Source organism: Citrobacter sp. Igbk 17 (assembly GCF_028069775.1).
Lineage (GTDB): Bacteria > Pseudomonadota > Gammaproteobacteria > Enterobacterales > Enterobacteriaceae > Citrobacter.
The window spans coordinates 1-10927 of record NZ_JANEWI010000061.1 but is presented as its reverse complement, the minus strand read 5'-3'; the positions used below and the strand labels follow the sequence as shown (position 1 = coordinate 10927).

17 protein-coding genes and 1 pseudogene are annotated in these 10927 nt (G+C 48.4%); 14 read left to right on the top strand and 4 right to left on the bottom strand.

What is annotated here, in order from left to right; translation table 11 throughout:
* Positions 1-183: 183 nt before the first annotated feature.
* A complete protein-coding gene (locus tag NNO08_RS22415; RefSeq protein WP_271457573.1) occupies positions 184-381 on the top strand; it encodes a hypothetical protein in 198 nt (65 codons plus the stop codon).
* Positions 382-604: 223 nt separating this feature from the next.
* Here the strand turns inward: NNO08_RS22415 and NNO08_RS22410 are convergent, their stop codons facing one another.
* Positions 605-1168: a hypothetical protein gene (locus NNO08_RS22410; RefSeq protein ID WP_170973743.1), complete on the bottom strand. Its 564-nt coding sequence runs from the start codon at positions 1166-1168 to the stop codon at positions 605-607.
* Positions 1169-1655: 487 nt separating this feature from the next.
* Between NNO08_RS22410 and NNO08_RS22405 the strand changes: the two genes are divergently transcribed.
* The 7 genes from NNO08_RS22405 (at position 1656) to NNO08_RS22375 (ending at position 4527) form a co-directional block, all read left to right on the top strand.
* Entirely contained in the window at positions 1656-1889 is a 234-nt protein-coding gene (locus NNO08_RS22405; protein WP_000861984.1) for a DinI family protein, read from the top strand.
* A 115-nt stretch (positions 1890-2004) separates the two neighbouring features.
* Positions 2005-2253 (top strand): hypothetical protein, encoded by a 249-nt coding sequence (locus tag NNO08_RS22400; protein ID WP_001568777.1) that lies wholly within the window; start codon positions 2005-2007, stop codon positions 2251-2253.
* Positions 2254-2287: 34 nt separating this feature from the next.
* A complete protein-coding gene (locus tag NNO08_RS22395) occupies positions 2288-2887 on the top strand; it encodes a DUF1367 family protein (RefSeq protein ID WP_271457572.1) in 600 nt (199 codons plus the stop codon).
* On the top strand, positions 2887-3093 hold the full coding sequence (locus tag NNO08_RS22390; RefSeq protein WP_271457571.1) for a hypothetical protein: 207 nt from the start codon (positions 2887-2889) through the stop codon (positions 3091-3093). Before NNO08_RS22395 ends, NNO08_RS22390 begins: the two co-directional genes overlap by 1 nt.
* 2 nt (positions 3094-3095) lie before the next feature.
* Positions 3096-3707, top strand: a complete 612-nt coding sequence (locus tag NNO08_RS22385; RefSeq protein ID WP_271457570.1) for a recombination protein NinG — start codon at positions 3096-3098, stop codon at positions 3705-3707.
* Positions 3704-3841 (top strand): YlcG family protein, encoded by a 138-nt coding sequence (locus NNO08_RS22380; RefSeq protein WP_271457569.1) that lies wholly within the window; start codon positions 3704-3706, stop codon positions 3839-3841. The genes NNO08_RS22385 and NNO08_RS22380 overlap by 4 nt, the downstream gene beginning before the upstream one ends.
* Positions 3838-4527 (top strand): bacteriophage antitermination protein Q, encoded by a 690-nt coding sequence (locus tag NNO08_RS22375; protein WP_271457568.1) that lies wholly within the window; start codon positions 3838-3840, stop codon positions 4525-4527. Before NNO08_RS22380 ends, NNO08_RS22375 begins: the two co-directional genes overlap by 4 nt.
* Positions 4528-4719: 192 nt before the next feature.
* Here the strand turns inward: NNO08_RS22375 and NNO08_RS22370 are convergent, their stop codons facing one another.
* Both NNO08_RS22370 and NNO08_RS22365 read right to left on the bottom strand, forming a co-directional pair.
* Positions 4720-4917: a hypothetical protein gene (locus tag NNO08_RS22370; RefSeq protein WP_271457567.1), complete on the bottom strand. Its 198-nt coding sequence runs from the start codon at positions 4915-4917 to the stop codon at positions 4720-4722.
* A 120-nt stretch (positions 4918-5037) separates the two neighbouring features.
* Positions 5038-5409, bottom strand: coding sequence for a hypothetical protein (locus tag NNO08_RS22365; protein ID WP_271457566.1), 372 nt, complete (start codon positions 5407-5409; stop codon positions 5038-5040).
* A 128-nt stretch (positions 5410-5537) separates the two neighbouring features.
* Between NNO08_RS22365 and NNO08_RS22360 the strand changes: the two genes are divergently transcribed.
* The 3 genes from NNO08_RS22360 to NNO08_RS22350 are packed head-to-tail and all read left to right on the top strand — an operon-like array spanning position 5538 to position 6896.
* Complete coding sequence (locus NNO08_RS22360) at positions 5538-5816, top strand: phage holin (RefSeq protein ID WP_271457565.1); 279 nt, start codon at positions 5538-5540, stop codon at positions 5814-5816.
* The gene (locus tag NNO08_RS22355) at positions 5788-6360 is read left to right on the top strand and encodes a lysozyme (protein ID WP_271457564.1); all 573 of its coding nucleotides are present in this window, start codon (positions 5788-5790) and stop codon (positions 6358-6360) included. Before NNO08_RS22360 ends, NNO08_RS22355 begins: the two co-directional genes overlap by 29 nt.
* Positions 6360-6896 (top strand): hypothetical protein, encoded by a 537-nt coding sequence (locus NNO08_RS22350; protein ID WP_271457563.1) that lies wholly within the window; start codon positions 6360-6362, stop codon positions 6894-6896. Before NNO08_RS22355 ends, NNO08_RS22350 begins: the two co-directional genes overlap by 1 nt.
* A 397-nt stretch (positions 6897-7293) precedes the next feature.
* Here the strand turns inward: NNO08_RS22350 and NNO08_RS22345 are convergent, their stop codons facing one another.
* On the bottom strand, positions 7294-7932 hold the full coding sequence (locus NNO08_RS22345) for a DUF4145 domain-containing protein (protein WP_016156693.1): 639 nt from the start codon (positions 7930-7932) through the stop codon (positions 7294-7296).
* A gap of 33 nt (positions 7933-7965) precedes the next feature.
* Between NNO08_RS22345 and NNO08_RS22340 the strand changes: the two genes are divergently transcribed.
* From NNO08_RS22340 to NNO08_RS22330, 3 genes and pseudogenes are all read left to right on the top strand, one after another.
* Entirely contained in the window at positions 7966-8538 is a 573-nt protein-coding gene (locus NNO08_RS22340; RefSeq protein ID WP_271457562.1) for a terminase small subunit, read from the top strand.
* Positions 8535-8915 (top strand): annotated as a pseudogene (locus NNO08_RS22335) (terminase); the annotation flags it as partial. The gene NNO08_RS22340 and the pseudogene NNO08_RS22335, both read left to right, overlap by 4 nt.
* 272 nt (positions 8916-9187) lie before the next feature.
* The gene (locus tag NNO08_RS22330) at positions 9188-10465 is read left to right on the top strand and encodes a hypothetical protein (RefSeq protein ID WP_271457561.1); all 1278 of its coding nucleotides are present in this window, start codon (positions 9188-9190) and stop codon (positions 10463-10465) included.
* The last annotated feature ends 462 nt before the right edge of the window (positions 10466-10927 follow it).

Here is a 10927-nt window from a genome sequence, read left to right as displayed (position 1 = left end):
CTGCCGTGGAGAAATGAAAAGGCTGTGGTTCGGGTGATATAGAAGAGTTTCATAGAACTTTAGGGTTACATCATAGTAATCAATTTCTCTATTTAAACCCGCTACGGCGGGTTTTTCACTCTCTATTATATATGCTATTTTTTATGCAATACGAGCGATTCGTAGGACACTTCTGGGGAAGGCATGGATTCAACGAACGACGAAGAAAAACGCATAGAATTTGAAAAATTCATAATTGAAAAGTTTGGTGATGCAGTTGATCTCCGCCGGGCGAAACATGGCAATAATGGATATATATCATGGGAGGCGGCTGTAGCATGGATTGTCTGGCGGGAGCGCTCATCCCATCATGAAACAACGCCTTCCTCTGACAGGAACTGAGTTAGTATGGTGCTGCCCGGAGCATCCTGTCATTCACTATGTACTCCCGCTTAGCCACGTCATTTTAGATTTGATTTTGGTCCACCATGAGCGAGAAGCGGACCTGGAGAGGCGTTAGTACCGTGAACATGGTCACAGCAAAGCCAGAGCTATTTGGTTGCTCCGAACAGAATATTTTAGTTAGGGCTCGAAACGAGACTGTCGTGAAAACCTTATGTCTCTTCTATCCTGCGTCTTCTTCGACATTGTATTTTCGTTGCTCAATATCCCATGGAAGCGCAGGCTGTTTGCGAACTAGTTTTCTTTTGCCGTTTGAGAAAAAATAAGTTCTGAGTTCTAAAAAATGGCGGCGTTTTTTCGTTTGAGGCTCATAGGTGATAAGAAAAAAAATCAAAGGCCTGCTTGCTTCACTCCATATTCTACTTGCTTTTTCAATAACAATATTGATGTTTTCATGCTGACAATATGAGATGAATGTGGAGAAATAGCACTTGTCGTTTTTTTCAAGCAGTTTGTCTAACTCGTTAACGCTATCTCTGTCTGCCTGATTATACTCCCACTCAACATAGGTTAAAATTTGATTGTCTGGATATTGTAGGACCGCATCGGTACGCCCGCCTTGTTCAAAAAATGTTCTTGCGCCCATTAACTTTGCACACTCGCGCATGACCAGGCCAACATGAATGGTCCAGTTGGAACGGTTGATATATTCACCTTTGAACACAGGGAAATCTTGATACCACACACAATTAAACAGACAGATAAAATCGCGTTCTACTCGCTTCAACGCCTCCCCCCATTTTTTCAATAGATGATTTTTAAACTGATAAGCAATATCTCATATCGGCTATTTGTTACTAGACTTTAGGATTTTAATATCTGTGTTCCGATTCATGTGCTTTAGGTTGTTAATTCGGATTGATTTCACTCTTATCACTTATCCAGAGCTGATTTATCTACCATGAAGTGAACAAAGCCCACTCACAGCACTAACCAGCCCTTTGCTGATTGAAAAAGACGAATGAAAGTTGGATACGCTTTACCTCATGGTCACACAGTTGCTCACTGATGATGCAATAGTGAGGGCGAATCTCTCGGATTGTGTCAGCAGAAAGAAACTGCCGCATAATAAAACACTGCTAATTCAAACCGCTACGGCGGTTTTTTTTGTTTTACGCCTGACAGAAAATTAACAATTTGTGCTCTTAAACCGTTGATCATTTCCGTGTATCGGTATACTGTATAAAAAAACAGTATATGCAATGGGGACCATTATGAAAGTTGAATTAACCATTGATCGCATGAAAGAACTTCCTAAAGGTGCGGTACCAGCACTGGAGAAAGAATTGCTTAAGCGCCTGAATGATCACTATGACAATTGCAGGCTCACAATCCGCCGTGCTGGTGCGGATGGTTTAAGTGTTTTTGGTGGTGATAAGGACGATAAAAAGAAAATTGAATCAATCCTCCAGGATACCTGGGAAAGCGCTGACGACTGGTTTTATTAGAATTGCGCTTAAGGCTGGCGCGCATTTATCAGAATACCAAAATGTGTATCCCTTTGATGCTGCTGCCGACATTCTTTAATCGCGTCTGTATGTCGCTCGAAGGGAGAACATAAATGTGAGTGATTCAGCTTTGCAAACGTCAGAAGACAACTGGTATGACATTGTAAGAAGGTCTGACGGCTGCGTGGTGTTTAGCTTTCCTTCATCGGGCAGGCATCTAATTTATCGCGTCAATGGCATGGTTTCTATGCGGCCTTTGCTGGATGATGAAGAGGTCTTTACTCCTAATGGTTTTATGCAGTTTATTCACCGTCTCGGCTACCGGGTAACCCCACCTTCTGATAATATGAAATCAACGGTCTGAACAACCGTAACCTACTGCGCCACGGAGAGAAACCATGGCGCACCAATTACATCTAATAAAGCATCAATCAGGAATCCTGATCCCCGCTACGCCGGAGACCAGCGATTTACTGCAATCAAAATTCAAACTCGGCGCCGTGCTGGTGGCTGAGTTCCGGCAGGTACGCAACCCGGCTTTTCACCGTCGCTTCTTCGCATTACTCAATCTCGGCTTCGAATACTGGGAACCAACCGGCGGGGCGATCTCTTCCAACGAGCGCAAGCTGGTAACCGGCTATGCCAAGTTCCTTGCCTCATTCGCGGGAAGCGAAGCCGCACTCCTGGATGCTGCCGAGCAATATCTCGACCGTATCGCAGATAAGCGCTCCGGTAGTATCAGTATCTGCAAATCCTATGACGCATACCGTGCATGGGTGATCATCGAGTCTGGCCACTACGACGCTATCCAGCTTCCTGACGGAACCCTTCGCAAACATCCCCGCAGTATTGCTTTTGCCAATATGGACGAAGCCGAGTTCCAGCAGCTGTACAAAGCCGCGCTCGATGTTCTGTGGCGCTGGGTATTGTCCCGGGCATTCAAGGACCAGCGTGAAGCGGAAAACGCCGCATCGCAGCTCATGAGCTTTGCGGGGTGATGGCGATGAAATATTCCTGGTTTCACCATCACGAATGCACAACCGAGCAGGCCGACGAGCTGGTGGCCAGTTACCGTCGTCGTGGCGCCACGGTTGAACGCAGTCTTAATCGTGACAACATCACCTGGACTGTCAGTGTGCAGTTACCGGAAACCGAGAAAGCCCCGCGCCCAAGCCGTGTCTGGCAAAACAAGGCGTGGGGGTGAGCATGGCTAAGCTACCGCGCCGTAAGTGCGCTAACAAAGACTGCCGCCAGTGGTTCCACCCGGTGCGAGACACGCAGACCGTATGTGGTTACGAGTGCGCCAGCGCCGTCGGGAAAGAGCAGACCAGAAAAGTCCGGGAGGATGCACGGCGCAAGGAGTCCGCCAAACAGCGCGCCACTGAGAAGAAAGAGCGAGCCGCCTGGCGCCAGCGTAAAGCTGCAGTTAAGCCGCTGAAGCACTGGGTAGACCTGACGCAGCGTGCGGTTAACGACATCTGTCGCGAAACCGAGCTGGCAGAGGGGCGGGGCTGCATTTCCTGCAGAACGAAAACGGCGTTCGCCTGGCATGCCGGCCATTATCGGACTACGGCAGCCGCTGGGCATCTGCGCTTCACTCGCTTTAACATTCATCTTCAGTGTGATGTTTGCAACGTCTACAAATCCGGGAATATCGAAGCATACCGAGCTGCGCTGGTGGAATGTTACGGCGAAGAGCCAGTGCTGTCGCTCGAGAACGATAACACTCCACACCGTTGGACAGTCGAAGAGCTGAAGGAAATCAGGCTTACCGCGCTGGCCGACCTACGCGCATTGAAGAAACAGGAGGCTGCATGACTTTCGAAACCTACTTTGCCGATCACCCCCGTGTTCGCTGGCAACGATTGCGCTTATACCACTTACCCGGCTCTGTGCTGACGGACTACCGAATACTGAAGAATTACATCAAAACCATAGGCGGTGCTGTATGAGCACTCAATTTCTCGAATACGTGCGCCAGCAGTTGATGGTGGCCACCGCCGATTTAAGTGGTGCGACGAAAGGGCAGTTGATGGCGTGGCTTGAAAACGCGCAGTTCGATACGGGAACGTTTAAACGTAAAAAGCCTCGAGTGCTGGATGAAGTGACCAGGAAAATGATTACGCTGGATAACCCACCAATACCGGGCAAACAATCACATGCCAAGGGTTCACATATTCCTCTGGTGCAGCCGGTTGAATATTCCACCGCATCGTGGCGCCGTGCTCTGATGTCACTCGAAGAGCACCAGAAGGCCTGGTTGCTGTGGAGCTATAGCGAGGACGTGCGCTGGTGCTATCAGGTGGAAATTACTAAGTGGGGGTGGCAACAGTTCAGCCAGCAACTTGCCGGGAAGAGGGTGGCAAATAAGACTATCGACCGGTTGCGTCAGTTGATATGGCTGGCGGCGCAGGATGTGAAAGGAGAGCTATCTGGGAAGGAGCAGTATCAGTATGGCGATCTGGCTGCGCTGGTGGGCGTTAACAAAACAAACTGGTCTCAGAATTATGTGGAGCATTACGATGTAATGACCTGCTTGTATAAGGGCCTCGACACCCAGGCGCTACATCATGTTTCGCGATCACGTTCACAACAAAAGGCAGCAAATTATCAGCAAGGCATTGCAGAAATGAACTAAATAGTATATATTTTGCGTAAATCTGATATTGTGCCATTATTGTATGCACTGGCAGTGAATCGATTTTCAAGCCCGAGGTTTACACCTTGGGCTTTTTTGTTTTAATGCTTATGATATTTCAACATGTAGGTCTGGTTAGACAAACGCTCACATTAATTGCAGTCCCTTGCGTGAGGTTATGTAACGACAAACTCAGTACATGCTTGGTTTACCAAAAATCTCCTGAGCTTCTTTTGTTAACTGATCATGTTCCCTAAAATAATTATCATATTCCTTCTGCTTTTGCGCTGGGGTTAAAGTAGGGTTGATTGCTACCTTAGCGGTTTCGTTAGCGATCTCAGCTAGCCGTTTGAATATTTCTGAAATTCTTTGATTATTGGGAGATATCATCTGATTTTCCTTATGTCTGTTTTGTTCAAGCATATATTCTGTGTACGTCTGATATTGTCGCCATAGCTTTGGTTTACGACCAACAAAAAGCCTCGGGTAAACGCTGGGACTTTTTGTTTACTATTTTTTTACCAAGATAGTCTTGCCATCTGATTGTGTTTCGACTTTGTAATTCCTTAATTTTTTTATCGCCGATAATGATCCTGCACTAACAGCAATAGAAATCGCCGCGGTGGTTGCGGGGAGACCGATGCTTGCTACCGCTGCGGGGGCCGCAATACCAGATAAAGTAGAGCTTGTGCCGCCAGTTGCAGGAATCATCATGATAGCTGCATAGGCAATTCCAATAGCGCCAATTGCAATTACCCACGAAACGGTGCCACTGGTTACTATTTTTACTGTTCCTTTCCTTATGTCTCCGGTGATTTCTATTTTGTTGGAATCTGCCAAAACCGCCATGGCTAAATCTTTGTATGTCGATACTGTTTGCATGGGCTGCCCTTATTTGGATTTGTCTGATCAGTATCGGCAATTCAGTTTCGCAACTTTATAGCAAATTAGAGAGATTCAACTTCCTTATTAACTCACACAGCGCCATCCGGAAAATCGGAGGTGAGGCTATGACCAAAATGAGCACCATTTACAGCAGACTTTCATATGGAACAGGAACCACGCTGACCGGCTGCGGTGTATCAGCGAAGGCATATGCCGAAACAGCTAAAACAGCAAAAGAGGTGTCCTGGATGTTGGCCGACAGAATTGCAGGGTTAAGCCTGAGCGACTGGGCAATTATTGTCGGTATCGCATGCACGGTAATCACATGTGCAGTGAACTGGTATTTCCGCTGGAAAGAACGGGAGGATCGTCGCAATGGCTATGCCACAAAAGCTGAAGAATAGCGTTATTGCAGCTATACCCGCTGGCGCTATTGCTATCGCTGCGGCGTTGATTACTGGCCCAACGGGTAATGATGGCCTTGAAGGTGTACGCTATCAGCCTTATCGGGATGTTGTTGGAGTGTGGACTGTATGCTGGGGCCATACTGGTAAAGATATTATCCTCGGCAAGACCTACACCAAAGCAGAATGTCAGGCGCTGCTGGATAAAGACCTGAATATTGTCGCCCGTCAGATTAACCCCTACATCAAGGCCCCAATCCCGGCAACAATGCGCGGTGCACTTTACTCGTTCGCGTACAACGTCGGTGCTGGCAACTTCAAAACCTCCACACTGTTACGGAAAATCAACCAGGGTGATTCGAAAGGCGCATGTGAACAACTGCGACGTTGGACATACGCTGATGGAAAACAGTGGAAGGGTTTAATCACCCGGCGTGAGATTGAGCGTGAAGTTTGCCTGTGGGCAGAAAAACCTCAGGTTCTTGGTGATGAGCTCGGGCCGCTTAACCCAGGCATTCCGGTATCAGTTCCGGGGGTATTTTGATGAAAACCAGTAAAATTACGATTGTCGCGATTCTGCTGGTGGTCGTCGTAACCATCATTGCGGTGCTCTGTGTTCTGCTGGTACGCAGCAATGCGGCACTGACCGCGTCAGAGAGTGATAACCGGGTGCTGCGCAGCGACAACGCGCTACAGGCGGCGGTGATAACTACCCATGCTTTCAACTTAAACCGGTTTAATCAGGTAGCTGAGAACGCCAGCCGCATGAATTCGCTGATAGATGCTGGTGCCGAGAAAACTGTCATCGAATACCGGGAGATTCTCCGACGTGAAAAAACCTGTGATATGCCTGTTCCTGCTGATGTTGCTAGTGGGCTGCTCAACTACGCGAACCGTTTACGTGCCAGCGCAATGCACACCGATACCGGGAACGCTGACGCAGCCGGTGATAGCACCGCTGCCGCCAGCTCAATAACGTACTGCCAGGCTGTGCTGTGGATTAACCCGCTGCTGTCAACCATTGAGAAGGCGAATAACCAGCTAGCGGGGATACGAGAAATCGAACAAGACCGGCAATAGGATTACAGAAGTTCTTCGCTGAGGGGCTTCGATAATGCTTTTAGTAAGGTTTATGCTGACTTACACTTCAGTGTTTATAACTGTTGATAAGGATGCTTATGTTGTATTTTCTCGTTTGGGAGATTTACTCCGCTGACTGGATTTTGGTGAATAAAGGCAATCACTTCCTTCGATTAGAAAAAGGACAGGATATAGACTCTCAGGTTCTGTTAACTGAGATGGACATTGCGGAAGCAAACAATGTCAGTCGTCGCCAATGTGTTGTCACTTCAATCCAGGCGATTCAAAAACTAGAGGTGTAACCTTACCCTCATTAAGCCACTGGCGAGCGCTGGTGGCTGTTTTATTGCCATTACAATGGGCAGACCCATCGTATTGGAATGGAGACATTCTACGTTTATTCAGAATCCCGCTTGGCTTTCACCATCGCAGGTAAAGTGAATGAGTATGTCAAAAACACTTCTGTGAACTTCAAAAGCTGATCAACCTCATCAGCGGTGAATTCTTCATCTGAATGAACTGCAACATTTGTATCAATACGGACGATGTGTGCCCAGTCTGCCATTTCTTGTGTTATGAGTCCCGTACCTCTTATTGCGGATATTCGTTTTACTAACTTATCCTCATTGCCTGTATGAAGCACCTTGGTCGCGATATCGATCACTTTTCGGCAGTTCATTGCGCTGGTTTCATAACGTCCTTTTGCAAAATCTTCTTTTGCCTCTACAAAAAATTTTGCAGCTCTCTCTGGGGTTGCTTCTGGCGCGGAAAAGGTTTTATGTGAAGGGTAAGTATCGAGGACGTTAAATCGCGGGTTATTATTGAGAATGACGGGGTAAACTTGCGTCTTTGCATAATCCTCTGGGGTGCTTTGAATATCTGTTTCTACCTCAGCAATTAAAAGCTTGAAGCATGAATGACATTGAAATACCAGCGAATAACATTTGTTTCTTAAAGGCGCTTGTTCAATACATCTCAATACAGCCCGCTCCTTCAAACAGTGGGGGCATGTCTTATCAATGGACAGCATTGCCATTCTTAATCTTCCTTTGGAACTGATAACTTATTTATGGCACTCACCGACAAACAAGAGATGTTCTGTCGCGAGTACCTCATCGATTTAAACGCCACACAAGCGGCTATTCGAGCGGGGTACAGCGTCAAAACTGCAAACCGTATCGCCGCTCAGAACTTGTCAAAACCTGACATCCAAAACAGGATCGCTGAACTCAAAGCGAAGCGCAACGAAGATGTGGGTGTTGATGCTGATTATGTGCTCCGTCGCTTAGTTGAGATCGACCAGATGGACGTTCTGGACATTCTAAATGACGACGGCAGCCTCAAGCCGATCAGCCTTTGGCCAAAGGCCTGGCGAATTTCGCTAACCGGGCTGGATATCAGCACGACCATTCTGAACTTCGACGAGGAGACGGCGGAAACCATCCTCAAGAAGGTTAAGTGGCCGGATAAGGTCAAGAACCTGGAGCTGCTCGGCAAGCACATCAAAGTGCAGGCGTTTAAAGAGCAGGTCGAGCAGAAGGTTACAGCGACCCACAGCATCATGCCGGTACCGTCCTGCGATAACGTGGACGAATGGGAAGCTGCTGCGAAGAAACAACAAAATGAGGTTCTTGGTGGATGAATTACAAAGCCGTCTGGAAACCTCTGCCGGGATCGCAGTCGCTCTCCCTGAGTTGCCCGTGTAACGAAATCCTCTATGAGGGAACGCGTGGTCCGGGTAAAACCGCCGCGCAGCTGGCGCGCTTTCGTCGACTTGTCGGCCTGGGCTATGGCTCATTCTGGCGCGGCGTTATTTTTGATACCGAGTATAAAAACCTCACCGACATCATTACCCAGTCGAAGCGTATGTATCGTCTGTTTAACGACGGCGCACGCTATCTGGCATCGGCCAGTGAATTGCGCTGGGTATGGCCTACCGGCGAAGAGCTGCTGTTCCGATTCGGCAAAGAAGAGGGTGATTACTGGGACTATCACGGGCAGGAGTTCCCGTTTACCGGCGTTGCTCGGCGAATGGTTGCGCTGCTCAGTAAGCTTGATTCCGACCTGGCTGCCAAACTGCTGGTGCTGTTGGATGGCAAACGTGCTGATACCTACAGCGCCCGCCGCCTGGCCTCGCTACTGGCTGGTGTGCGCGACCTCAACCAACAGGCTTACGAACCGGTTAACACTGCTCTGGCACGTGAACTGACGCGCTACGTTGAGTATGAGGCCGGGTATCAGGGGCAGGGACTTCATTCAGCACTGAACTGGCGGCCGGTGATTTTATTGTCATGAAAACAGGCGGTGTGACGTATACCCTTCCTGTAAAAACGGTTGAGAGTGATAGTGCGCTGACACTTTCACGTCCGTATGCCGGGCCGGCAGTGTCGGGTTCTGCGTGGACCGCGATGCCGCGTGACACCCTGAACAGCATCAGCGCACAGATAGCCACAGATACAGCCTATGCCATTCGTCAGCGCGTTCTGGAAATCGATAACTGGTATCAACTGCTGGAGGTCAATGGTGATATCACAATAAAGATGGCCGATGGCTCGACTTATACCGGTCCCTCGTGGCTTCGTATTATCGATATAATGAAGACGATGAAGATTGAAGACCTTATTCCTCTGGCTGACCAGATTCATACCGATGCCGCACAGGTTGCTGCAGATAAGCCAGTCATCATCCAGGCAAAAGCCGACGCTGAGGCAGCCGCCGCCGCAGCACTGGCATCTGAAACATCATCTTCCGGATACGCCACATCGGCAGATAGTGCCAAAACAGCAGCAGAAGTCGCGCAAGGGAAAGCCGAGAAGGCGGCGCAGGATGCCGCATCGCACAATCCTGTTGCTGCGCTGGCTAAGGCAAACAACCTGTCTGACCTTGAGGATCGCGCGGAGGCGTGGCTTAACGTGCGACCAGATGGCCCGACGCCTTTAGCCGCTGATCCGGTAGATGATAAGGATGCGGCCACAAAGGGATGGGTAAAGACGTTTATTGCGTCGGTAAAGTCTGTCCTTGCGTCATGGAGTGTGATTAAAAATGACGCTACCGCGCCTGCTAATAACGCCACTGCTTACGGCGGTGAGTTAGTCAGCGATTACCAGGTGGCCGGGGTGTCTGTAGCCAAAGCGGCCTTAACGGTAAAAAACACTGTAGGGGGGCGAGTTGATCCTGTCATTCGCATGACTGATGCAAGGGGGAGCACACCAACCACGAATGAGTACAATCTGGCGAGTGCGGGCAATAACAGCGGAAGCGGCGGGAATAGCCTGAATATTGTTACGTTTGTAGGGCCGGGAATGCAAATAGTAACGCGGCGTTTTCCGGTTACGGCCCCCGCAAATGCCTCAACAAGTTACACATATAATTGGGTATCTGAAGGCGCAAGACAATTTAGTAACTACCCGGGGGTTAGTGTTGTAGGTGAGTCAGGTAATTCAGGAAGCTGGCGCGTAGCAATTGAAGGTACAACCAATGATATTGTTACAGGTTTTATTCACAATAGTGGATCTTCACAGGTAACGGTATGGGTTAACGTGATCGCAATCGGGAGTATCAAATTATGATAAATAGCGGTGTCACATTCGGAGTTGATTACCCTAAAACAGCAGAGATGCGTCTACAGCTGGCCATTACGAAAATCCAGGAATCTAACGCTATGGCTGGTTTTATTGAAGAGTCCCGTGCCAAACTAGTTGAGTGGCAAAACTACTACTCCAGCATAAAACCGTTAATTGACACAGCTGACTACGAGGGTGTCTTTAACGTTCCAGTGCCTGCTTAGTATTAAAAACGGGTAGCACGCCCACTTTTTAATACCGGGATTAAGAGTGGGCGTAACTCTATCATTACAGAGTTTTTCGCCATATGTAGCTACGGTTGTTTGTTAAGATTCAGCTAACCAGAACTCAGCCTCTTCAAACATTTCCTGAACAGTACGGCTTATCTGCTCATTGCTGGATGTATATGCAGTTTTTGTGCTGTATTTCTATCCGGTATTCAAGAGAGGGTGCCGACATGGGAATCCC

What these genes read in the sequence shown, in the direction of transcription:
- NNO08_RS22355 (WP_271457564.1), top strand. Translation starts at nt 5,788, where the DNA reads ATGGCTATGCCACAAAAGCTGAAGAATAGCGTTATTGCAGCTATACCC.
- NNO08_RS22390 (WP_271457571.1), top strand. Translation starts at nt 2,887, where the DNA reads ATGGCGATGAAATATTCCTGGTTTCACCATCACGAATGCACAACCGAG.
- NNO08_RS22340 (WP_271457562.1), top strand. Translation starts at nt 7,966, where the DNA reads ATGGCACTCACCGACAAACAAGAGATGTTCTGTCGCGAGTACCTCATC.
- NNO08_RS22405 (WP_000861984.1), top strand. Translation starts at nt 1,656, where the DNA reads ATGAAAGTTGAATTAACCATTGATCGCATGAAAGAACTTCCTAAAGGT.
- NNO08_RS22360 (WP_271457565.1), top strand. Translation starts at nt 5,538, where the DNA reads ATGACCAAAATGAGCACCATTTACAGCAGACTTTCATATGGAACAGGA.
- NNO08_RS22415 (WP_271457573.1), top strand. Translation starts at nt 184, where the DNA reads ATGGATTCAACGAACGACGAAGAAAAACGCATAGAATTTGAAAAATTC.
- NNO08_RS22345 (WP_016156693.1), bottom strand. Translation starts at nt 7,932, where the DNA reads ATGGCAATGCTGTCCATTGATAAGACATGCCCCCACTGTTTGAAGGAG.
- NNO08_RS22385 (WP_271457570.1), top strand. Translation starts at nt 3,096, where the DNA reads ATGGCTAAGCTACCGCGCCGTAAGTGCGCTAACAAAGACTGCCGCCAG.
- NNO08_RS22370 (WP_271457567.1), bottom strand. Translation starts at nt 4,917, where the DNA reads ATGATATCTCCCAATAATCAAAGAATTTCAGAAATATTCAAACGGCTA.
- NNO08_RS22380 (WP_271457569.1), top strand. Translation starts at nt 3,704, where the DNA reads ATGACTTTCGAAACCTACTTTGCCGATCACCCCCGTGTTCGCTGGCAA.
- NNO08_RS22350 (WP_271457563.1), top strand. Translation starts at nt 6,360, where the DNA reads ATGAAAACCAGTAAAATTACGATTGTCGCGATTCTGCTGGTGGTCGTC.
- NNO08_RS22365 (WP_271457566.1), bottom strand. Translation starts at nt 5,409, where the DNA reads ATGCAAACAGTATCGACATACAAAGATTTAGCCATGGCGGTTTTGGCA.
- NNO08_RS22375 (WP_271457568.1), top strand. Translation starts at nt 3,838, where the DNA reads ATGAGCACTCAATTTCTCGAATACGTGCGCCAGCAGTTGATGGTGGCC.
- NNO08_RS22395 (WP_271457572.1), top strand. Translation starts at nt 2,288, where the DNA reads ATGGCGCACCAATTACATCTAATAAAGCATCAATCAGGAATCCTGATC.
- NNO08_RS22330 (WP_271457561.1), top strand. Translation starts at nt 9,188, where the DNA reads ATGAAAACAGGCGGTGTGACGTATACCCTTCCTGTAAAAACGGTTGAG.